Origin of the sequence: Variovorax paradoxus (assembly GCF_030815855.1) — a bacterium.
GTDB lineage: Bacteria > Pseudomonadota > Gammaproteobacteria > Burkholderiales > Burkholderiaceae_C > Variovorax > Variovorax paradoxus_M.
In genome coordinates this window covers 745,970-767,009 of record NZ_JAUSXG010000001.1, presented here as the reverse complement: position 1 = coordinate 767,009, position 21,040 = coordinate 745,970, and the positions used below count along the sequence as shown (strand labels likewise).

Below are 21,040 nucleotides of genomic sequence, written 5' to 3'. Positions count from 1 at the left end.
ACGAACGCCCATGACCGTCTACGACACCACCCTGCCCTACCCGCGCGACCTCGTCGGCTACGGCCGCAATCCGCCGCATGCCCAATGGCCCGGCGGCGCGCGCATCGCGGTGCAGTTCGTGCTCAACTACGAAGAAGGCGGCGAGAACGCCACGCTGCACGGCGACGCGGGCTCCGAACAGTTCCTCTCAGAGATGTTCAACCCGGCGAGCTTTCCGGACCGGCACATCAGCATGGAAGGCATCTACGAGTACGGCTCGCGCGCCGGCGTCTGGCGCATCCTGCGCGAGTTCGAGAAACGCGGCCTGCCGCTTACCGTGTTCGGCGTGGGCATGGCGCTGGAACGCTACCCCGAGCTCACGGCGGCCTTCCAGGAACTCGGCCATGAAATCGCCTGCCACGGCTGGCGCTGGATTCATTACCAGAACCTCGACGAAGCCACCGAGCGCGAGCACATGCGCCTGGGCATGGAAGCCATCGAAAAGCTGACGGGCGAACGTGCCTTGGGCTGGTACACCGGCCGAGACAGCCCGCGCACCCGGCGCCTCGTGGCCGACTACGGCGGCTTCGAATACGACAGCGACTACTACGGCGACGACCTGCCGTTCTGGATGAAGGTGCAGAAGACCGACGGCAGCGTGGTGCCGCAGCTCATCGTGCCCTACACGCTCGACTGCAACGACATGCGCTTTGCACTGCCGCAGGGCTACTCGCATGCCGACCCGTTCTTCCAGTACATGAAAGACACATTCGACGCGCTCTATGCCGAAGGCGACGCGCAGGGCGACAACAGCCCGAAGATGATGAGCATCGGCATGCACTGCCGGCTGCTCGGGCGGCCCGGCCGCATCACCGCGCTGCAGCGCTTTCTCGACCACATCGCGCAGCACGACGGTGTGTGGGTTTGCAGGCGTGTCGACATCGCACGCCACTGGAAGCAGACCCACCCCTTCGAAGCGGCCGCCACAGGAAACCGACCATGAGCCTGACCCTCGATCAACTCAACGCAGCCGCGCCGGCCGAAGCCGTCGCGCTGCTCGACGGCATCTACGAACACTCGCCCTGGATCGCCGAGCGTGCGCTGGCGGCGCGCCCGTTCCGCTCGCTCGCGCACCTCAAGCATGCGCTGGTGCAGGCGCTGGCCGCAGCGTCGGCCGACGAACAGCTGGGCCTGATTCGCGCCCACCCCGAGCTCGCGGGCAAGGCCATGGTGAGCAAGACGCTCACGGCCGAATCGACCCATGAGCAAGGCAAGGCCGGCCTCACCGATTGCACGCCCGAAGAGCTCGCAAAAATCCAGCAGCTCAATGCGGACTACAACGCGAAGTTCGGTTTTCCCTTCATCCTCGCGGTGCGCGGTCCACGGGGAACGGGCCTGTCGAAGCGCGAGATCATCGACACCTTCGAGCGCCGGCTGCACCATCACCCGGCCTTCGAACTCGGCGAGGCACTGCGCAACATTCACCGCATTGCCGAGATCCGGCTCGACGACAAGTTCGGCGCCGACATCTCGCTCGGCAACGACGTGTGGGACTGGCACGAAGCGCTCGCCGTGCACACCGACCCTGGCTATGCCGAAAAGGGCCAACTCACCGTCACTTACCTCACCGACGCGCACCGCGCCTGCGCCGCGCAAATCTCGCAACTGATGCGCGAGTGCGGCTTCGACTCGGTGCACGTCGACGCGGTGGGCAACGTGGTCGGCCGCTACGAAGGTGCAACGCCCGATGCCAAGGCCCTGCTCACCGGCTCGCACTACGACACCGTGCGCAACGGCGGCAAGTACGACGGGCGCCTGGGCATCTTCGTGCCGATGGCCTGCGTGCGCGAACTCAAGCGCCAGGGCAGGCGCCTGCCCTTCGCCTTCGAGGTGGTGGGCTTCGCGGAAGAAGAAGGCCAGCGCTACAAGGCCACTTTTCTCGGTTCGGGCGCGCTCATCGGCCACTTCGACCCACGCTGGCTCGAGCAGAAAGACGCCGACGGCATCGCCATGCGCGAAGCCATGCGGCATGCGGGCCTGAACGAAGCCGACATTCCGAAGATCCAGCGCGATCCGGCGCGCTATCTCGGCTTTGTCGAGGTGCACATCGAACAGGGCCCGGTGCTCACCGAGTTCGACATTCCCCTGGGCATCGTCACCTCCATCAACGGCGGCGTGCGCTACGTGGGCGAGATGATCGGCATGGCCAGCCATGCCGGCACCACGCCGATGGGCCGGCGCCGCGATGCCGCCGCCGCGGTGGCCGAACTGATTCTTTTCGCCGAGCAGCGCGCGGCAAAAGACGGTGACTCCGTCGCCACCGTGGGCATGCTCGAAGTGCCGAGCGGCTCGATCAACGTGGTACCCGGGCGCTGCAGGTTCAGCCTGGACATCCGCGCGCCCAACGATCCGCAGCGCGACGCCGTCGTGGGCGACGTGCTGGCCGCGCTGCAAGAGATTGCCGACCGGCGCGGCGTACGCTTCGTCATCGAGGAGGCCATGCGCGCAGCCGCCGCGCCCAGCGCGCCCGAATGGCAGCGGCGCTGGGAAAAGGCCGTCGAATCGCTCGGCGTGCCGTTGTACCGCATGCCCAGCGGCGCCGGCCACGACGCGATGAAGCTGCACGAGGTCATGCCGCAGGCCATGCTCTTCGTGCGCGGCATCAACTCGGGCATCAGCCACAACCCGCTCGAATCGAGCACCAACAACGACATCCAGCTCGCGGTCGAAGCCTTCCAGCACCTCCTGGACGACCTTGCCGCTGAACAAGCCCACTGAAAAGAAAAGACATGACCGACTACGCCAAGCTCGACGCCTGGATCGACGCCCACTTCGACGAGGAAGTGGAGTTCCTGCAGCAACTGGTGCGCGTACCCACCGACACCCCGCCCGGCAACAACGCCCCGCACGCCGAGCGCACCGCCGAGCTGCTGAAGGACTTCGGCTTCGACGCCGAGAAGCACGCCGTGCCGGAACAGGAGGTGAAGGACTACGGGCTCGAATCGATCACCAACCTGATCGTGCGCCGCAAGTACGGCAACGAAGGCCGCACCGTCGCCCTGAACGCCCACGGCGACGTGGTGCCCCCCGGCGAAGGCTGGACGCACGACCCGTATGGCGGCGAGATCGAAGGCGGCAGCCTTTACGGCCGCGCCGCCGCGGTGAGCAAGAGCGATTTCGCAAGCTTCACCTTCGCGCTTCGCGCACTCGAAGCAGCCGCCAAGCCGACGAAGGGCAGCGTCGAGCTGCACTTCACCTACGACGAGGAATTCGGCGGCATCCTCGGCCCGGGCTGGCTGCTCAGGCAAGGCCTGACCAAGCCCGACCTGATGATCGCGGCCGGCTTCAGCTACGAAGTGGTCACGGCGCACAACGGCTGCCTGCAGATGGAAGTGACGGTGCACGGCAAGATGGCCCACGCGGCCATTCCGACGACCGGCGTCGATGCGCTGCAAGGCGCGGTGAAGATCCTCAATGCGCTCTATGCGCAGAACGCGCTCTACCAGCAGGTGACGTCGAAGGTCGAGGGCATCACGCACCCCTACCTCAACGTGGGCCGCATCGAAGGCGGCACCAACACCAACGTGGTGCCCGGCAAGGTCGTGTTCAAGCTCGACCGCCGCATGATTCCCGAAGAGAACCCGGTCGAGGTCGAGGCGACGATCCGCAAGGTGATCGCCGATGCCGCCGCCAGTTTTGGAACGGACGGCGCCGGCATCACGGTCGACATCAAGCGCCTGCTGCTCGCCAATTCGATGCGGCCGCTGGCCGGCAACAAGCCGCTGGTCGATGCAATCCAGAAGCACGGGGAAGCGGTGTTCGGCGAACCGATCAAGGCCATGGGAACGCCCCTTTATACCGACGTGCGCCTGTATGGCGAAGCCGGCATTCCAGGCGTGATCTACGGCGCCGGTCCGCGCACCGTGCTCGAATCGCATGCCAAGCGCAGCGACGAACGCGTGGTGCTCGAAGACCTTCGCCGCGCCACCAAGGTGATCGCGCGCACGCTGAGCGACCTGATGGCCTGATTGTCCAGAGCCGCCGCCTGCGTTGCGGGCGTCCGACGCAGCGCGTCAGCGGCCACCTACACCCGCCGGCACGCACCGGCGCGCAGCATGGGGCGCATGACCGAACACAGTTCCATGTCCCCCTTGCCCGCCGATGCCCACGCGGTCGCGCATTGCTTCATCGATGTCGACGGGACTCAGATCTTCTACCGCGAAGCCGGCCCGCGCGACGCGCCGGTGCTGCTGCTTCCGCACGGCTACCCATGCTCGTCGTTCCAGTACCGCCGGCTCATGCCCGCGCTGGCCGACAGATGGCGCCTCGTGGCGCCGGACTACCCGGGCTTCGGCCTCAGCGGCACGCCTTCCGTCGATGCCTTCGGCTTCGATTTCGACGCCTATGCGGGCTTTCTCGAGGCCTTCTGCAACAAGCTGGGTATCGGCAGGTACGCCCTGTACCTGCACGACTACGGTTCGCAGATCGGCCTGCGTCTGGCGATTCGCCATCCGGACCGCGTGGCTGCGCTCATCATCCAGAACGGCGACATCTACGAAGACACGCTCGGCCCCAAGTACAAGGCCATCCAGGAATTCTGGCGCGACCCGTCGGCAAAGAACCGCGCGGTGCTCGAAGAGGCGGTGAGCGAAGACGGGTTTCGCGCCGAGTTCGTCGGCGAGGTGCCCGAAGCGCAGGCCGCGCAGATTCCGCCCGACCTGTGGAAGCTGCATTGGCCTTTGATGAACACGCCGCCGCGGCGGGAGCTTGCGCGCAAGCTGATGGAAGGCCTGAAGCAGAACCTCGAATGGTTCCCGCGCTATCAGGCCTACCTGCGCGAGCACCAGCCGCCGGCGCTCATCGTCTGGGGACCGAACGACGGCTACATGCCCGAAGCCTCCGCGCGCGCCTACCTGCGCGACATTCCAAAAGCCGAGCTGGTGCTGACGGACGGCGGGCACTGGCTGCTCGAGACGCACCTCGAGCAGGTGGTGCCGGTCATCCGCCGGTTCCTGTCGGCAGCCCTTTCGCGCTGACGGCAATCTCCTGCGTCACCCGGAGAAACTTCTCCATGTCGGCGATGGAATTGCAGTGCAGCGGCGATACGCGCACCGTGCCTTCGAGCCCGAACGAATCGAGCATGCGCTTCGAATAGAGGCTGCTCGCCACGCGCTCGTAGACCGTCACGCCGCGCTTGCCGTACTCGACCACCGCCTGCGTGCAATCGAGATGCTCGAAGCCGATGCCGATGATCAGGTCGCGCTTCGTGAGGTCCGGGTGGTCGAGGAAGACCTTCACGCCTTCGATCTTGCGCAGGCCCATGGCCTTGCCGCTTCCGTCGAGCAACGCCGCGAGCAAGGCCCGCTCGTGCAGCTCGATGTGCGCGATGCCCGCTTCGAACAGCGCCCGGCGCTCGGTGGCATCCGAAAAGTGCCCGCCGAGCCAGCACACGTAGTCCACGATTTCGGTGACCACGGCATACTGCCAGGGGGCCGAACTTCCCAGGTCCCAGAAGTCGGGCTTCTTGCCCGCGAGCTTGTGGTGCGGCAGCAGCGCCGCGCGGTCCGACACCCATGAAAGCCCCGAGCCCCGGCAACCGAAGAACTTGTAGGGCGCCATGTTGATGCCGTCGACCGGCGTCTTCTGCAGGTCGATCAGCCCGTGCGGCGCATGCTGCACGGCGTCCACCACGATGTAGAGATCGGGCTTGATCTCGCGCGCGCGGCGGACGATCTGCGCCAGGTCGAGCTTGGCGCCCGAGATGTTCGATGCGTAGATGACATTGAGCAGGCAGGTGTCCTTGTCCACCAGCCGCACGATCTCGTCGGCATCGACGCCGCCGGTCTCTGGGTTGCTCTTCGCCACCCGCAGCTCGCGACCGAGCTTGCCGGCATAGAGGCTCATCGCGTCGAACGACGAGGGATGCTCGAGCACGGTGGTGACCATGTTCGTGCCCGGCACGTTCTCGGCCACGGCGCGCACCATGTCGAACATCGCGCCCGAAGCGGTCAGCGACGCGTAGACGCTGCCGCCCTGTGCGTTGAGGATGGTGCGCACGTCGGCCGTGCCGCGGGCCTGGATCTCTTGCAGTTCGACGGCGGTGGCGTGGATGCGTTCCGCGTTGTCGGGAATGGCGTCGACCTGCGCGAAGCGCTCGACCGCCGCCTTCAGCCGGAACGAGCCGCCTGCGTTGTCGAAGTAGAGGCGTTCGCGTCCGTGGTGGTCGCGGTCGACATGGAGAAAGCGCTGCCTCACCTCGCGCATCAGCGCGTCGGGAAGCGCCAGCCCGTTGGCGTGGTGTGTGTTCACCGGCATCTTCAAACGCCCTTGTTGTTCGGGTTCTTGTAGGCCTCGCGCACGGCGTCGGACATCGGGAAGTTGAGGTTCACGTTGCGCGGCGGAATGGGCGCCATGAACCACTTGGCGTAGAGCTTGTCGATGGCGCCCGACTTCATCATCTCGGTCACGGCCTGGTCGACGACGGCCTTGAACTCGGGGTCGTCCTTGCGCATCATGATGCCGTAGGGTTCTTGCCGCAGCACGTCCTTCAGCAGCTTGTAGTCGGAGGCGTTGGGCTGGTTGGCGATGAGGCCGGCCAGCTGCACGTCGTCGAGCACGTAGGCCACGGCGCGGTCGCTCGCGAGCAGCAGGAACGCATCGGCGGTGTCCTTGCCGGCGATTTCCTGCACTTCGATGTTCTCGGTCTTGCGGAAGCCGCGCAGCAGCTGCATCGAGGTGCTGCCGGCCACCGTGGCCACGGTCTTGCCCTGCAGGTCGGCAATCGAGTTGATGCCCGAGTTCTTCTTTACCGCGGCGGTGATGTTGGTGACGAAATGGCTCGGCGCGAAGTCGACCTGCTGCTGGCGCTGCACGGTGTTGGTGGTGGTCGCGCAGTCGAGATCGACCGTGCCGTTCTGCACCAGCGGAATGCGGTTGGTCGAGTTGAGCAGCGTGTAGCGCACCTCGATCTTCTGAAGGCCGAGCTTGGCCTTGATGGCGTCGACCACCTTGAGGCAGATCTCGTTGGTGAAGCCGATGGGTGCGCTTTCGGCGCCGGTCTTGTAGGAGAACGGAATCTGCGTGTCGCGGCTGCCGATCTGCACGGTGCCGCTTTCCTTGATCTTGCGCAGCGTGGGGCTCTCTTGCGCGGCCGCGGCGCCGCAAATCAATGCAACGCTGGCGCCGAGCGCGAGGGACAGTTTGAAGTTCATGGAAGAGTCCTTTGAAGATGAGGCGTGAGGCGGCACCGGCGAATCTTCGGCCCCGCTTCAAATTTCCAAAAGCGATTTTTAGTGATCGAATAAGATGAACAAAAGCGTTCAATGCAGGGCCTTGCACCGTGATGACCTTCAAGCAGCTCGAAGCCCTGTACTGGATCGCCAAGCTCGGCGGCTTCGCGCAGGCGGCCAACCAGCTTCATACCTCGCAATCGGCCGTGTCCAAGCGGGTGCATGAGCTCGAGCTGCTGTTCGACACCGAGCTCTTCGACCGCAGCCAGCGCACCGCACGGCTGACCGAAAAAGGCGAAGAGATGTTCGTGCTCGCGGCCAGGCTGCTCGAACAGCGCGACGCGGCCGTCGAGCAGTTCAGCAAGCCGGGCGTGGTGGAGCGGCGGCTGCGCATCGGCGTGACGGAGCTCACGGCGATGACCTGGCTGCCGCGGCTCGTGGGCCTGATCCAGCAGCGCTACCCCAAGGTCATTCTCGAGCCCGACGTCGACGACAGCCTGCAGCTGCGCGACAAGCTGCTGGCCGATGAACTCGACCTGGTGATCGTTCCCGACACCTTTGCCGATTCGCGCATGCAGAGCAAGGCCATCGGCGAGGTGAAGAGCGCCTGGATGTGCAAGCCCGGCGTGGTGCAGGCCACCGGCAGCGTGCGGCTGCACGAACTCGCGCGGCACCGCATGCTGGTGCAAGGCAAGAGTTCAGGCACCGGGCGCGCCTACGACGCCTGGATGAAGGACCAGGGTGTGCAGCCAGTCGACACCATCGTGGTGAGCAACCTCGTGGCGCTGACCGGGCTCACGGTGTCGGGCCTGGGCGTGAGCTACCTTCCGCGCCAGTGCCTGGCCCCGCTCGTTGCGGCCGGCATGCTGGCGGTGATCGACGTGGTGCCCGCCCTGCCCGTGGTGCGCTACGTCGCCATGCACAAGGGCGAGCATCGCAGCGCACTCACGTCGTCGATCGTGATGCTGGTGCAGGAATGCTGCGATTTCACGCGCATGTTTCAAGCACAAGCCGACGACGAGCCCCACGGATGAGCAAGCGGCTGGTGCACACTTGCGCACATGAAACGCCGCAATCCAACCTCGTCCACGCCCTTCATCCGGGTGGCACCCAGCGGAGTGCACGGGCTCGGCGCCTTCGCGACGCGCGACCTGCCCGCCTACGCGTTCCTCGGCCTCTATGAAGGCCGGCGCTACACGCAGCCGGAGATCGCCGCCAAGGCGTGGGACGACCAGCTCACCTACCTGTTCACGCTCTCCAACCACGAGACCATCGACGGCGGCAAGGGCGGCAACGGCACGCGCCATTTGAACCACGCCTGCGATCCGAACTGCGAAGCCGTCGAAGAGTACGACGACGCGGGCGAACTGATGCTGAAGTTCCAGACCATCGTGGCGGTGGACGCGGGCGACGAGTTGTTCATCGACTATTCCCTCACGGCCGACGACGGTTCGCCGGCCTCGAAGTACCCCTGCCGCTGCGGCTCGCCGAACTGCCGCGGGACGATGCTCGCCCCGGCCGAGGCGGACTGACCGCCCGGCCGCCGAAGGTATTCAGCGCACCAGATCCTGGAAGCGGTAGTACGCGCCGACGATCGGAAGAAACCACGGCTTGCCGAAATGCCCGGGAATCGCGGGCCAGTCGAAATCGCGCCACGGGTTCAGGTCGGCGCGGCCATCCAGCACCTCGGCCATGATCGTTCCCATGTAGGTCGACATGTGGGTACCGTGCCCGCTGTAGCCCATGGAATAGAAGAGGCCGTTGCGCTCTCCGGCACGCGGCAGGCGGTCGCGGGTCATGTCGACCATGCCGCCCCAGCAGTAGTCGATGCGGGTATCTCTGAGCTCGGGAAAGACTTCCACGAGCGATCGTTGCAGGATGGCGCCGCTCTTCACGTCCGACTTGGGATTGGTGGCAGCAAACCGCGCGCGGCCACCGAACAGCAGGCGGTTGTCCGGCGTCACGCGGAAGTAGTTGACGAAGTTCTTCGTGTCGGTCGTCATCCGGCGCCGCGGCGTCAGCCGGTCTAGCACTTCGACCGAGAGCGGTTCGGTCACGATGATGAATGCACCCACGGGCACGATGCGGCGGCGGAACCAGGCCAACGGCCCCACGGCCGATGTGCCCGTCGCGAGCAGCACCTGTTTGGCGCGGATGCTGCCGCCGGGCGTTTCGACCTGGTGCACCGAACCGGCCTGCCGCTTGAGGCCGACGACCGGCGCGTTTTCGTAGATGCGCACGCCGCGCTTCGCGGCCGCCACGGCAAGGCCATGGCCGTAGCGCCCCACGTGCATGCCCGCGCTCTTGCCGAAGACCATGCCGCCAAAGTACTGATCCGACCCGATTTCGCTGCGCAGTTCTGCCCGCGTCACCATGTGGGTGTCGGGATCGCACTCCTTCGCCATCAATGCCTGTGAGCGGGCCAGCTTCTCGTAGTGCTCCGGCTTGGCAGCGAGCTTGAGCTTGCCGACGCGCTTGAAGTCGCAGTCGATGCCTTCCTCCGCGATCAGCGATTCCACCTTGGAAACGCCCGCGTCGAAGGCGCGGTAGAGCATGTTGGCCCGCTCCCGCCCGAGTTGGCCCGACAGCGCACAGTAGTCTTGTGCGAAGCCGTTGTTGCACATGCCGCCATTGCGGCCGGAAGCAGCACTGCCCACGTTCCCGGCGTCGAACACCGCAACACTCGCACCTTTCTTCGCCAGTGCGATGGCCGCGGACAAGCCGGTGAAGCCCGCGCCGACCACCGCCACATCGACGTCGCCGCCGGGCGCTTCGGTCTGCCCACCGGTGAATTTGGGCGCAGTGTCGAGCCAGTAGGGCATCAGCTTCATAGGTGGATTTCCATCATGTCAGGGGATGTGCGATGAGTCGTCGGGTCAGCCGAACGACTGGTTCGAAAGGGCGAACAGGCGCGGGTGCGCATCTGCAACGGCATCGGCAACGGCATCGATCGCGCGAGGCTGGACGTCCCGCACCATCGGCACGGCATGCCCGACGCAGGGCAGCCCTGTTTCGGTCAACCAGGCGGACAGACCACTGCCCTCTGTCACGTCGATGCGAAGAAACCGGCCGCGGACTTGGTCGGAGAGTGCGGTGATGAGATCCCTCGCATCGGCCGCACTGTTTGGGCCGGATGCGGCCACAGGGCCGATCACCACGCCGCGCCCGAATTCCCGCGCGCAAGCGTAAGCCGAGACGCCGGCGCCGCGGTCGACAACCATCGTCGTCCCGGCCTCGAACAATGCATCGAGCAATGCTGTGCGGTCCATCCCCGTGGCGGCCAGGTCCAACCGGCGCACGCTCTCGCTGTCAGCTTCCTGCATGGGACGGACGCTCGCCGGTTCGGTGGCAAGAACGGTGGTTGCCGGCCATAGGGCCTGGTGCTGGAACACCCGCCCGCGGGCGACGAACCCCAGCTGCGCATAAAGCGGGAGCCCTTCTTCCGTGGAGTTCAGCACCACCGTGCGGTTGCGCGCCTCGTGGAGCAGTTTTGCCATCAGGGCACGCCCCAGGCCCTGCCCCTGCATGCGCGGGTCGACGATGATCATGCCCACCGAGGCATGGGTCTTGCCATAGGGCCACCACATCGCCGTAGCGACCAGACGACCGTCGACTTCCGCCGCGAAGCCGCTGCCGAGATCGAACGCGAAGCGCCAGTCGGCTTCCCGGTATGGCCATCCCAATGCGGAGGATTGCCTGACGGCTTCCGGCAAGTGATCGGCGCGCAGCGCGGTCAGGAGCTTGGACATTCGGGGCCTGTTCGCAGGGGTCTGATGGTGGGCTCATGCTAAAGAAAGCACTGCCGCGCCGATGCTGAACCTAGTGTCGAGAAAAGCGCGAAATGTGCGATTGCGAGCCGCCCACAGCGGATCCTGCCGGCACGGCGAATCCGTCCGCCGACTGATCAGTACAGCGTCGTGGGCTTTGTCCGACGTGCGGATGCGCAAGCCTCGCGCGCACGCCGCCGCCGGGACGTCGAAAGGTGGAGCCGTCGCCCACTGCAGGAGCTCTTTCCGTGTCTCCACTCTCCGCAGCGAAACCCTCGCCCTCCGACCGCTCATCGGGACCCGCCGACGCCACGCCTCACACGCTGCGCCAAGTGGTGGTGGTGCTCACCGGCGCTTCCAGCGGCATCGGCCGTGCCGCCGCGCTGGCCTTTGCCGCGCAGGGCGCCTCGCTCGTGCTGGCCGCGCGCAACCGGGAGACGCTGCAGTCGGTGGCCGACGATTGCGAGCGCGCCGGTGCGCGCGCGCTCGCCGTGCCTACCGACGTGACCGACCCTGCGGCCATGTCGGCTCTCGCGCAGGCGGCCATCGATCATTTCGGCCAAGTGGACATGTGGATCAACAACGTGGGCGTCGGCGCCGTGGGGCGGTTCGAGGACACGCCGCTCGCATCGCACAGGCGCGTGGTCGAGGCCAACCTGCTCGGCCACATGCACGGCGCGTACGCCATCGTTCCCCACTTTCTCGCGCGCGGCCGCGGCACGCTGGTCCACATGATCTCGCTGGGCGGCTGGGTTGCCACGCCCTATGCCGCGGCGTACACCGCCAGCAAGTTCGGCATTCGCGGGTTCTCGGAGTCGCTGCGCGCGGAGCTCTCGGGCCATCCGGGCATCCACGTCTGCGAGGTGTTTCCGACTTTCGTGGATTCGCCCGGCATGTCGCATGGCGCGAACTACAGCGGGCATCGGGTCAGGCCACCGCCGCCGGTGGTCGACCCGCGCCGTGTGGCCAATGCGCTGGTCGCGCTGGCCACCCGGCCGCGCGCACGCACCTACATCGGTGCGCAGGCGCGCCCGGGCATCCTGATGCATGCGCTCGCGCCGCACCTGATGGCGCGCGCGCTCGGATGGGTGGGCGGTGCGGCAATGCGACACGCCGCGCCCGCCGATCGCACCGACGGCAACCTGTTCGAGCCCTCGCGCGGCTGCGCCATCGACGGGGGCTTCCGCCAAAAGGCGCGGTCCGCCGATGCGCTGTGGCTCGGCCTGGGCGCGCTCGCCGGGGTGGCCGTGGCCGCCTGTCTTTCAAGCAACGCAAGGAGCACACGATGAAGAAATCACCCACGGCCGATTCCGAGAACGACGCCGGCGCCTGAACGCCGAGCCGGCCCCTTCCACCCTTTCCTTCCATCCATCCCTTCATCCAGGAACCACCATGACAGATCCTCGCCAAGCCGGTGCGCAGCCGCCCTTTTCCACACCCGCGCAGCAACCGCCCGGCCTCGAATCGAAGATGTCGCCGCCACCCGATTTCGGCGAGCAGTCGTACGTCGGCAGCGGCAAGCTCCAGGGCAAGGCCGCGCTCATCACCGGCGGCGACAGCGGCATCGGCCGCGCGGTGGCGCTCGCCTTCGCGCGTGAAGGCGCCGACGTGCTCATCTCCTACCTTGCCGAGGAAGAGGAAGATGCCCAGGTCACCCGCGAATGGATCGAGCGCGCAGGCCGCCGCTGCATCGCGGTGCCCGGCGACATCTGCGAAGAGGCGCATTGCCGCAGCCTCGTGGACCGCGCATTCGACGCGTTCGGCCGGCTCGACGTGCTCGTCAACAATGCGGCCTTCCAGATGAGCCACAAATCGCTCGACGAGATCTCGCCCGAGGAGTTCGATCGCACCTTCCGGACCAACGTCTACGCCAACTTCTTTCTGTGCCGGGCTTCCGCGGCGCGCATGAAGCCGGGTGCCTCGATCATCAGCACCACATCGATCAATGCCGACAAGCCCAACGCCACGCTGGTGGCCTACGCGGCGACCAAGGGTGCGATCCAGAACATTTCGGGCGGCATGGCGCAACTCCTCGCCGAGAAAGGCATCCGGGTGAACTGCGTGGCCCCGGGGCCGTTCTGGACACCGCTCATCCCGTCGACGATGCCGGCCGAGCAGGTGAAGGAGTTCGGCAAGCAAACGCCGATGAAGCGGCCGGGCCAGCCGGCGGAGCTGCAGGCGGTCTACGTGCTGCTCGCCAGCGACCAGGCAAGCTACATCTCGGGCGCGACCATCCCGGTGACCGGCGGCGTGCCCTTCATCTGAGCTCGTTGAAGCCGGCATCGATACCGATGCGGCTTCGTGATGACCTCCTGGCTTCTCAGGGGATGATGCAACGCGTGCGGTAGGCCCGAGCTGTGCATGCCCTCAGCGGACCAGACATGGTTTTTTATTGTCGAAAGTCCACCCCGGGACTAGGTATTGCATGGCCTGCGCATCGTTGCGCGCGCCCAGTCCGTGCTTCAGGTAGAGCTGATGCGCCTTCTCGACCGCGTCCATGTCGAGCTCGATGCCCAGTCCGCCACGCGTCGGCACCTTCACGAAACCGCCCTCGATCTGCAGCGGCGCCTTCGTCAGATGCTGGCCGTCCTGCCAGATCCAGTGCGTGTCGATGGCCGTGACCTTGCCCGGCGCGGCCGCCGCGACGTGCGTGAACATCGCCAGCGACACGTCGAAGTGGTTGTTCGAATGCGAACCCCAGGTCAGGCCCCAGGCCTGGCACAGCTGCGCCACGCGCACCGAGCCCTGCATTGTCCAGAAGTGCGGGTCGGCCAGCGGAATGTCGACCGACTGCAGCGAAAGGCTGTGGACCATCTCGCGCCAGTCGGTCGCCACCATGTTGGTGGCGGTCGGGAGACCCGTGGCACGGCGGAATTCGGCCATGACTTCGCGGCCCGAGAACACGCCCTCGGCACCGCACGGGTCTTCGGCATAGGCCATGACGCCATGCAGGTCGCGGCAGAGGCGAATGGCATCCTGCAGCAGCCAGCCGCCGTTCGGGTCGAGCGTGACGCGCGCCTGCGGAAAGCGCTCGTGCAGCGCACGGATGGCCTCGACTTCTTCTTCGCCGCGCAGCACGCCGCCCTTGAGCTTGAAGTCGGTAAAGCCGTAGCGCGCATGGGTGGCTTCGGCCAGGCGCACGATGGCTTCAGGGGTCATCGCTTCTTCATGGCGCAGGCGGAACCAGTCGTTGTCGGCGCCGGGGGCGCTTTGGTACGGCAGGTCGGTCTGGGTGCGGTCGCCCACGTAGAACAGGTAGCCGAGCATCTGCACCGCGTCGCGCTGCTGGCCTTCGCCGAGCAGTGCGGCCACGGGCACTTCGAGGTGCTGGCCCAGCAGGTCGAGCAACGCCGCCTCGACGGCGGTGACCGCATGGATGGTCACGCGCAGGTCGAAGGTCTGCTGGCCGCGGCCGCCGCTGTCGCGGTTGGCGAAGGCGCTGCGCAGGCTGTTGAGCACGGCGTTGTGGCGGCCGAGGGGCTGGCCCACGATGAGGCCGCGCGCATCTTCGAGCGTCTGGCGGATCTTCTCGCCGCCCGGCACTTCGCCGACGCCGGTGTGGCCGGCGCTGTCGGTCAGGATCAGCAGGTTGCGCGTGAAGAACGGGCCGTGCGCGCCGCTCAGGTTCATCAGCATGCTGTCGTGCCCCGCGACGGGGACCACGCGCATGGCGGTGACCACGGGGGTCGAGAACGAAAGAGAGGAAGAAGGAGATGTCGTCATGTGCTCGGTGAAGAAGAAAGAGAAAGGTCCGCTGCGCGGACCCGTGGCTGTCAGTCGGCGGTGATCTTGCGTGTCTCGATGAGCGTCTTCCAGCGGGTCCACTCACGGGCCTGGAAGGCGGTGAACTCGGCGGGCGTGCTGGCGACGATCTCAAGGCCCTGCTCCACCATCCGCTTCTTCACCTCCGGGTCGTTGATGGCGGCAATCGCGGCCGCGGCCAGCTTCTCCTTGACGGCCGGCGGCAAGCCCTTCGGTGCCGCAAGACCTTGCCAGGAATAGACTTCGGCCCCCTTCACGCCAGCCTCGGCCAGCGTCGGCACATTGGGCAGGACGGGGGAGCGCTTGTCGCCCGTCACGGCAATGGCGTGAAGCTTGCCGGCCTTGATGTGCTGGAGCACGGCATTGACGTTCTGGAACGAGAAGTTCACCTGATTGCCCAGCAGGTCGTTGATCGCAGGTGCGCCGCCCTTGTAGGGAATGTGGAGTCCTTCGGTCTGGGTCTGCTGCCAGAAGACCTCGGCAGACAGGTGGTCCGACGAACCGTTGCCCGAGCTCGCGAAGCTCACCTTGCCCGGGTTCGCCTTCAGTTCGGCAATCACTTCGGCCACGGTGCGCGCCTTCTGCCCCGGGCTGGCGACCAGCACGTTCGGCGCCTGGACCGGGACGCTGATGTAGTCGAAGTCCTTGGTCGCGTCGTAGGGCACGCTCTTTTGCAGGTGCGGCGTCACGACGAAGGCACCGAGCGACGAGACCAGCAAGGTGTAGCCATCCGGTGCCGCGCGCTTGACGAAACCCGCGCCGATCGTGCCTGTGGCGCCGGGCTTGTTGTCGACGAGGAAGGTCTGCCCGAACTTGGTCTGCATCTGCAATGCCATCGCGCGCGCCACCATGTCGGTCGATCCGCCCGCCGGGAATGGCACGACGATGGTCACGGGCTTTTCAGGCCAGTTCGCCGTCTGCGCGAAAGCGGCCACCGAAACCGAACAGGCCAGTGCAATCAAGAGCTTTTTCATGATGTCTCCGTTGTAGGGGTGGAGGGGAGTTACTGCGGGCCGAGCGCGTCGATAAGCGTCCCGAGCTGTTCCGGCCATGCGATCTGCCGGGTATATGTTAACGTTAACATAAAAATTTCTTCTTGAGGCTAACCCCAACCTGCTTGGCGAGCGCCGAGTGCGCACCCTGCCCTCTCCTCTATTGGGAAAAGAATTCTCTCCCGCCGGGTTTATCCGGATGAGCACTCAATTTGGTTGCGCTAACAATTCAATTTGTTAACGATAACTTCCCGCCCAGCGACGGGCAACCAACAGGAGACAGGAATGAAGAAATTCACGATGCTCGCGGCCGCATCGGTCGTGGTCGCAGGTTGCGGTGGCGGCGGGTCGAACGGATACGCCTTCATTTCGGCCCCTGCTGCACCTCCGCCAGCCCAGGCGACGGTGACCGACGACTGCGCCGCCTTGCCGGGCGCCACAGCGGCCCCTTCCTCAGCAGCACTTCCATTGGTCTTGCAGACGATCAAGGTCAACGGCGAGGACCGGCAGTACTACGAGTACGCGCCCCGCGACGTCGCGGCCCTTCGCGACCAGGACGCCAGGGGCGTGGAAGTGGTCGTCTCATTGCATCGGGCGGGGCAATCCGCCGAGGACAGCGCCCGCCTCACCGGCTGGCCCACGCTCGCGGAAGAGAAGGGCTTCGTCGCGATTTTTCCGGTGGCCAAGCCAACCGGCTGGAACACGGTCAAGGACGCGGCCCGCTCCGACGATCACGCGTTTATCGTCGCAGCGGCCGCAGCCGTGCGCACGCGCTACGGGCTTCCATCGACGATGTCCACTTTCCTGACCGGCGCAGGATCCGGCGGCGTCATGGCGCAAGAGCTCGCCATGCGCGAGCTCGGGGTCATGGCCACCGGCGTCGCGTCGTTTGGCGCCGCCGCCGAACCGGCAACGCTCAATATCTCCGCGGAAAGCCTGCCCAAGACCGCGATGGCCGTCTGGCAATTCCAATGCGGCGCCGATCCATTTGCCAAGCAGACGGGCTTCTGGCGGCAGGCCAACGCAACGGATGCGCAAAACCAGCAGGCAGTCGGCGGCCTTCCGACCGTGACGGATTTCGTGAAGGGCAATCCGGTCCAGCAAGTCAGGCTGTCACGGCTCGACCGCCCTGCGGAGTCGGCCGCGGTCTCGAGGCTGGTCTGGGAAGAGCTGTTCGGCAAGGTGGTGCGCTTCCCGGACAACAAGTCCTACAACGGCACGCTGCATGCGGAAAAAAGCATCGCGGACATGGGGCTCACGGAGACGATCAAGAGCCTGCGCCCCGGCGAGCCGCGGCGCTGGTTGACGTACGTTCCTCCGCAATATCAGAAGCTGGTGGCGGAAGGAAAGAAGCTTCCGCTGCTGTTCTCGTTTCACGGCCGCAACGGGTCGGCTCGTTTCCAGGCGCAGATCTCGGAGTGGCACGACGTGGCGCGCGACGAAGGCTTCATCGTTGTCTATCCGCATGGTCTCAAGGCGACCTGGACGACATCGATCGATGCAGACAACCCCGACGTCCAGTTCTTCCTCGACCTGCTCGAGGAGATGAAGAGGACCTACCAGATCGACGACGGCCGTGTCTTCCTGAACGGATCGTCGCAGGGCACCGCGCTCACGAACCGCATCGCGGTGCAGTACCCGCAGCTGTTCGCAGCGATCGCGCCGTGCTATTCGGGGCACCTCTCGGCTGCCAGCTATGCGAATCCCATCGTGCGAACCGACATCGCGCTGCCGGTGTGGCAATGCCGGGGGGAGCAGGAACTGCCGACTGAATTTCCCGGCGGCACCGCAGGCGAAACGGCCGCGAGGACGTTCTGGCGTGAAACCGTCAACCAGAACTTCTCCTCGCCGGCCATCACGATCGACGGGCGGCGCACGACCGAGATCTGGAACAGCGGACGCGCGGAATACCGCTGGCAGATCACCTCGGACATCGGCCATGCGTGGCATCCGGGCCAGGCCCGAAAGATGTGGGACGAGATGCTCAAGCGCTATCGCCGCAACCCCGATGGCTCCTTGCAACGCCTTTGAAGCCCATGGCCATTGGAGATCCCTCATGAAGACAGTTCTGAACCACCGGCGCATCGTTCCTGCGCTGCTCGCATCCATCCTGGTGCTCGGCTGCGGCGGAGACGGCTCGAGCGGCAGCGGAGGGTTTTGGACCCCTGGCGCGGGCGGCAGCCCGGAGGCCCCGCCTGTGCAACCTGCAGCCTCGGTCTTCAGGGCCGCGGGCCTCGTGTACGGCACGCCGGCCGCAATCTCGGACGACAAGGGCAACGACACCGTGAGCATCCCGGTGCTCACGCAGAGCGGCGCAAGGAGCTTGTCGGTCGCCGTTCCCGCCGCGAAGACGGCCACCCTCCTCGCCAGCCTTGTGCCGGGTAATCTGGTGGACTGGATACCCGGCAGCGATGCCGGCACGGTGGCCGTTCCGGTCGACGCCACGCCAATCTTCAATGTCATCCTCGCGAAGGGCAAATCGACCGCCGCCCAGTTCAACCTCAAGAAATACGGCGCGGCCGTGAGCCGGAACGACAACGCGCCCGGCCCCATGGTCGCGGCGGGCTGGGTCTACGACAAGACAGGCAGCACCATCACCGTGGGTGACGGCCACAACCTGACGGCGGACCAGGCCGGCCGGCCCTATGCGCAGCCGATCAGGCGCTACGAGGAAACCTATGCGGTCTCGCCCGATGTGAAGGTGTTCAACGTCGAGACCGCCGACTATGCGAAGAGCGCCGTTTCCAACTTCGCTTCGATTCCGGTCACTGCCAGCTACGACTACAGCACCACGTCGCGCCAGAGCGCCTATCTGCTTTTCGACAACAACTACCTCGCGGCCGAGACGGCCAAGGTGGTCGCGATCTGGTACTTCACGCCGCAATCGACCACGGACGGCAAGCCGGTGTGGGACGTGCCCACGCTCAGCACCATGCTGGCCGACAAGGGCAGCGATCCCGTCTCCGGTCAGCCGTATAACAAGATCAACGCGACCTCGCCGTCGTCGGCGCCGTACTCCCGCAGCACCGAGCCGTTCGAGATGGTGAAGAACACGATGTACTACGTGGGCGACAACGAAGTCGCCTCGTATCTGCTCAAGGCCGACATGGGCACGCCCGACGACCCCTCGGACGACAAAGTGATCAAGGTCGATGCCGGATGGCCCAACAGCGGCTACCAGTACTGGAAGAACATGGAGCTTGTCGGCGTCGACCCGCGATCGGTCACCGACATCTGGCTGACGCATGGCCACAGCGACCATTACGGCACGGTCGTCGAGCAGCTCAGGATGATGGACAACGCCGGCAAGCCGATCGCGCTCTGGGCGTCGAAGGAAGATGCCGTGGGCGTCACCTCCGACCTGCAGGGCAACGCCTGGAACATCACGGGAGCGCTGCCGGCCGGCGAGACCGAGATCCGCGAGCGCGTCTCGCATGCGTACGAATACGACAAGTGGTACGACTACGGCAATGTGAAGATCATGGTGATCTGGTCGCCGGGCCACACACCGGGCAGCACCAACATGCTGTTCAAGGTGAAGAACCCGGGCGACGGCAAGTTCTACACCTTTGGCTACCACGGAGGCTACGGCTTCAATGGCCTCAACAGCCCGACCGCCGCCAACGGTTGGTTGCGCCTGTCTTTCCAGCATGGCTTCAGCTATTTGCAGAACACGCTCGATGTGGACTTCGTGGCGCCGCAGCACACCAACCAGTTTCCCATCGTCGAGGTCTACCAGGCGCTGAAGGCCTACAACCGCGACCCGGCGAACGCGGGTGCCCAACTGACCATGCTCGATGCGATGCGCTCGAAGGTGTTCGACTCGCCAGCCATCGGCGGCGTGAACATCACCGGCGAGTTCTCCAACCAGTTGGAGAAGCGCCGCTCGGTGGCATCCTACGCAGCGAGCGACGCTGCGAATGCGACGTACAAGAGCATCGAGACCTCCGGTCCGTTCAAGCCCGGGCGCGAAGCCGGCCTGACCTCCGTGTCGGCCCGAATCCTGGACGACGGGAAGATCATTCAGGGCTTCGTCGGTCCGCAGAACAAGAACCCGAAGCTCCCCCTGCTGGCGAACGGCATCACGACAGCGACCGACCAGTACGTGAACGATCCGGGCGGCTACTACGTGCAGGTCGCCATCGACGTGCAGGACACGGTCTACAAGGGCTACATCCCCGAGGGCTTCACGCAGTTCAGTCCGGGGCTGGGAACCACCATCACCTACAAGGGCGGCCCCGTCGAGTCCGTCCACGCGGACAAAGGCACCTTCCATCCGCCGGAGTACCTGCGCACGCAACGCCTGAGTTCGCTGGCCGACGCGCAGGCCGTGCTCGCCACCATCGCCAAGGGGCAGACGAAGACCATCTCGCTCACCCGGGCGAGCGAGATCGTCGTGCCGGCCGTCGTCACCCAAACCTTTCAATGAGGCGGGGCCGCTGTGCGAGGAGACCCATCGATGGCGCAGGATCATCCAAAGGCCGCTCGCCTCCTTCCTGCCCTCCTCGCGCTCTGCCTTGCCGTTCCTGGTTCTTCCGCGGCGGCGCATCCGGGCGATCCCGAAGCGCAATACGAGCTGGCACGGCGATACAGCAGCGGCGCGGGGGTGCCGATGGACAAGGGACAGGCGTTCAAGCTCTACGCGGCGTCCGCCGCGCAGGGCTTTGCGAAGGCGGAATACGAGCTCGCCAACCACTACCGTGGCCGAACGGGCCGGGCACTGGACCTGGACGCGGCATCCGGTTACCTCGAACGGTCGGCGCGGCACGGGTACGCACCGGCCCAGGCCGACCTCGGCTTCGTCTACTTCAACGGAAACGGCCGCACGCCCAAGGACCTCGTGAGATCGTTCCACTGGTTCAAGCGCGCCGCGGACGGCGGCGCCGTGATCGCGCAATGCATGGTGGCCGACTTCTACAGGCAGGGTCTGGGTGGCGCCGAGCGGAACGCTCGCGAGGCATTCAAGTGGTATCGGCTGACCGCGACCCGCGCCGATCGATGCGCCGCGAAGTCTCAGTATGAGCTGTACGCAAGCTATGCGTCGGGCAGTGGCGTCCGCAAGGACCTGCCGACGGCCATGGCCTGGTTGAAGCGCGCAGCGAAAGCCGACAATCCTCAGGCTCAACGCGCCCTTGGCCTGGCTTATGAGAACGGTGTGGGCGTCGAGCGCAACCCGGTGCTCGCGCGCACGTGGCTCAAAAAGTCCCGCGAAGGGGTCGCACCGCACGATGACCATGAGCACGACCATGCGCACGAGGACGAAGCGAAACCAGGGCGAGTCCCTGTCCCGGGGCACGCCCACTGACGTGCG

General features: G+C 65.9%; 17 protein-coding genes. 11 read left to right on the top strand and 6 right to left on the bottom strand.

Annotated elements, in window-relative coordinates; translation table 11 throughout:
* The first annotated feature begins 10 nt into the window (after positions 1 to 10).
* The 4 genes from puuE (at position 11) to QFZ42_RS03665 (ending at position 5,015) form a co-directional block, all read left to right on the top strand.
* Complete coding sequence (puuE, locus tag QFZ42_RS03680; RefSeq protein WP_307699650.1) at positions 11 to 982, top strand: allantoinase PuuE; 972 nt, start codon at positions 11 to 13, stop codon at positions 980 to 982.
* Complete coding sequence (gene uraD / locus QFZ42_RS03675) at positions 979 to 2,757, top strand: 2-oxo-4-hydroxy-4-carboxy-5-ureidoimidazoline decarboxylase (protein WP_307699649.1); 1,779 nt, start codon at positions 979 to 981, stop codon at positions 2,755 to 2,757. Before puuE ends, uraD begins: the two co-directional genes overlap by 4 nt.
* 11 nt (positions 2,758 to 2,768) lie before the next feature.
* Positions 2,769 to 4,007, top strand: coding sequence for a M20 family metallopeptidase (locus QFZ42_RS03670; RefSeq protein ID WP_307699648.1), 1,239 nt, complete (start codon positions 2,769 to 2,771; stop codon positions 4,005 to 4,007).
* Between the two features lie 96 nt (positions 4,008 to 4,103).
* On the top strand, positions 4,104 to 5,015 hold the full coding sequence (locus QFZ42_RS03665) for an alpha/beta fold hydrolase (RefSeq protein ID WP_307699647.1): 912 nt from the start codon (positions 4,104 to 4,106) through the stop codon (positions 5,013 to 5,015).
* On the opposite strand, the gene QFZ42_RS03660 is transcribed toward QFZ42_RS03665, so the two are convergent.
* Positions 4,978 to 6,294: an aminotransferase class V-fold PLP-dependent enzyme gene (locus QFZ42_RS03660; protein WP_307699646.1), complete on the bottom strand. Its 1,317-nt coding sequence runs from the start codon at positions 6,292 to 6,294 to the stop codon at positions 4,978 to 4,980. The genes QFZ42_RS03665 and QFZ42_RS03660 overlap by 38 nt on opposite strands.
* Positions 6,295 to 6,296: 2 nt before the next feature.
* Positions 6,297 to 7,190 carry an amino acid ABC transporter substrate-binding protein gene (locus QFZ42_RS03655; RefSeq protein WP_307699645.1) on the bottom strand — a complete coding sequence of 298 codons (894 nt, stop codon included), beginning with the start codon at positions 7,188 to 7,190 and terminating at the stop codon, positions 6,297 to 6,299.
* A gap of 131 nt (positions 7,191 to 7,321) precedes the next feature.
* On the opposite strand from QFZ42_RS03655, the gene QFZ42_RS03650 reads away from it, so the two are divergent.
* Both QFZ42_RS03650 and QFZ42_RS03645 read left to right on the top strand, forming a co-directional pair.
* Positions 7,322 to 8,242 (top strand): LysR family transcriptional regulator, encoded by a 921-nt coding sequence (locus QFZ42_RS03650; protein ID WP_307704162.1) that lies wholly within the window; start codon positions 7,322 to 7,324, stop codon positions 8,240 to 8,242.
* Positions 8,243 to 8,269: 27 nt separating this feature from the next.
* The gene (locus QFZ42_RS03645; RefSeq protein ID WP_307699644.1) at positions 8,270 to 8,740 is read left to right on the top strand and encodes an SET domain-containing protein; all 471 of its coding nucleotides are present in this window, start codon (positions 8,270 to 8,272) and stop codon (positions 8,738 to 8,740) included.
* A 21-nt stretch (positions 8,741 to 8,761) separates the two neighbouring features.
* Here QFZ42_RS03645 and QFZ42_RS03640 read toward each other — a convergent pair whose 3' ends face one another.
* Together QFZ42_RS03640 and QFZ42_RS03635 are read right to left on the bottom strand one after the other, a co-directional pair.
* Positions 8,762 to 10,039 carry an NAD(P)/FAD-dependent oxidoreductase gene (locus QFZ42_RS03640; protein ID WP_307699643.1) on the bottom strand — a complete coding sequence of 426 codons (1,278 nt, stop codon included), beginning with the start codon at positions 10,037 to 10,039 and terminating at the stop codon, positions 8,762 to 8,764.
* Positions 10,040 to 10,084: 45 nt separating this feature from the next.
* Positions 10,085 to 10,957 carry a GNAT family N-acetyltransferase gene (locus QFZ42_RS03635; RefSeq protein ID WP_307699642.1) on the bottom strand — a complete coding sequence of 291 codons (873 nt, stop codon included), beginning with the start codon at positions 10,955 to 10,957 and terminating at the stop codon, positions 10,085 to 10,087.
* Between the two features lie 266 nt (positions 10,958 to 11,223).
* Between QFZ42_RS03635 and QFZ42_RS03630 the strand changes: the two genes are divergently transcribed.
* Both QFZ42_RS03630 and QFZ42_RS03625 read left to right on the top strand, forming a co-directional pair.
* Positions 11,224 to 12,264, top strand: a complete 1,041-nt coding sequence (locus tag QFZ42_RS03630; RefSeq protein ID WP_307699641.1) for an SDR family oxidoreductase — start codon at positions 11,224 to 11,226, stop codon at positions 12,262 to 12,264.
* Between the two features lie 103 nt (positions 12,265 to 12,367).
* Positions 12,368 to 13,240: an SDR family oxidoreductase gene (locus QFZ42_RS03625; RefSeq protein ID WP_307699640.1), complete on the top strand. Its 873-nt coding sequence runs from the start codon at positions 12,368 to 12,370 to the stop codon at positions 13,238 to 13,240.
* A 102-nt stretch (positions 13,241 to 13,342) separates the two neighbouring features.
* Here the strand turns inward: QFZ42_RS03625 and gudD are convergent, their stop codons facing one another.
* Both gudD and QFZ42_RS03615 read right to left on the bottom strand, forming a co-directional pair.
* Positions 13,343 to 14,698 carry a glucarate dehydratase gene (gudD, locus tag QFZ42_RS03620; protein ID WP_307699639.1) on the bottom strand — a complete coding sequence of 452 codons (1,356 nt, stop codon included), beginning with the start codon at positions 14,696 to 14,698 and terminating at the stop codon, positions 13,343 to 13,345.
* A gap of 50 nt (positions 14,699 to 14,748) precedes the next feature.
* Positions 14,749 to 15,711: a Bug family tripartite tricarboxylate transporter substrate binding protein gene (locus tag QFZ42_RS03615; protein ID WP_307699638.1), complete on the bottom strand. Its 963-nt coding sequence runs from the start codon at positions 15,709 to 15,711 to the stop codon at positions 14,749 to 14,751.
* Positions 15,712 to 16,014: 303 nt separating this feature from the next.
* Here QFZ42_RS03615 and QFZ42_RS03610 point away from each other — a divergent pair, with 303 nt between their 5' ends.
* The 3 genes from QFZ42_RS03610 to QFZ42_RS03600 are packed head-to-tail and all read left to right on the top strand — an operon-like array spanning position 16,015 to position 21,034.
* The gene (locus QFZ42_RS03610; protein WP_307699637.1) at positions 16,015 to 17,760 is read left to right on the top strand and encodes a PHB depolymerase family esterase; all 1,746 of its coding nucleotides are present in this window, start codon (positions 16,015 to 16,017) and stop codon (positions 17,758 to 17,760) included.
* A gap of 25 nt (positions 17,761 to 17,785) precedes the next feature.
* Positions 17,786 to 20,158, top strand: a complete 2,373-nt coding sequence (locus tag QFZ42_RS03605; protein WP_307699636.1) for an MBL fold metallo-hydrolase — start codon at positions 17,786 to 17,788, stop codon at positions 20,156 to 20,158.
* A 30-nt stretch (positions 20,159 to 20,188) separates the two neighbouring features.
* Positions 20,189 to 21,034, top strand: coding sequence for a tetratricopeptide repeat protein (locus QFZ42_RS03600; protein ID WP_307699635.1), 846 nt, complete (start codon positions 20,189 to 20,191; stop codon positions 21,032 to 21,034).
* The last annotated feature ends 6 nt before the right edge of the window (positions 21,035 to 21,040 follow it).

Coding starts and splice junctions, on each gene's coding strand:
- puuE (WP_307699650.1), top strand. CDS start 11: ATGACCGTCTACGACACCACCCTGCCCTACCCGCGCGACCTCGTCGGC.
- uraD (WP_307699649.1), top strand. CDS start 979: ATGAGCCTGACCCTCGATCAACTCAACGCAGCCGCGCCGGCCGAAGCC.
- QFZ42_RS03670 (WP_307699648.1), top strand. CDS start 2,769: ATGACCGACTACGCCAAGCTCGACGCCTGGATCGACGCCCACTTCGAC.
- QFZ42_RS03665 (WP_307699647.1), top strand. CDS start 4,104: ATGACCGAACACAGTTCCATGTCCCCCTTGCCCGCCGATGCCCACGCG.
- QFZ42_RS03660 (WP_307699646.1), bottom strand. CDS start 6,294: ATGCCGGTGAACACACACCACGCCAACGGGCTGGCGCTTCCCGACGCG.
- QFZ42_RS03655 (WP_307699645.1), bottom strand. CDS start 7,190: ATGAACTTCAAACTGTCCCTCGCGCTCGGCGCCAGCGTTGCATTGATT.
- QFZ42_RS03650 (WP_307704162.1), top strand. CDS start 7,322: ATGACCTTCAAGCAGCTCGAAGCCCTGTACTGGATCGCCAAGCTCGGC.
- QFZ42_RS03645 (WP_307699644.1), top strand. CDS start 8,270: ATGAAACGCCGCAATCCAACCTCGTCCACGCCCTTCATCCGGGTGGCA.
- QFZ42_RS03640 (WP_307699643.1), bottom strand. CDS start 10,039: ATGAAGCTGATGCCCTACTGGCTCGACACTGCGCCCAAATTCACCGGT.
- QFZ42_RS03635 (WP_307699642.1), bottom strand. CDS start 10,957: ATGTCCAAGCTCCTGACCGCGCTGCGCGCCGATCACTTGCCGGAAGCC.
- QFZ42_RS03625 (WP_307699640.1), top strand. CDS start 12,368: ATGACAGATCCTCGCCAAGCCGGTGCGCAGCCGCCCTTTTCCACACCC.
- gudD (WP_307699639.1), bottom strand. CDS start 14,698: ATGACGACATCTCCTTCTTCCTCTCTTTCGTTCTCGACCCCCGTGGTC.
- QFZ42_RS03615 (WP_307699638.1), bottom strand. CDS start 15,711: ATGAAAAAGCTCTTGATTGCACTGGCCTGTTCGGTTTCGGTGGCCGCT.
- QFZ42_RS03610 (WP_307699637.1), top strand. CDS start 16,015: ATGAAGAAATTCACGATGCTCGCGGCCGCATCGGTCGTGGTCGCAGGT.
- QFZ42_RS03605 (WP_307699636.1), top strand. CDS start 17,786: ATGAAGACAGTTCTGAACCACCGGCGCATCGTTCCTGCGCTGCTCGCA.
- QFZ42_RS03600 (WP_307699635.1), top strand. CDS start 20,189: ATGGCGCAGGATCATCCAAAGGCCGCTCGCCTCCTTCCTGCCCTCCTC.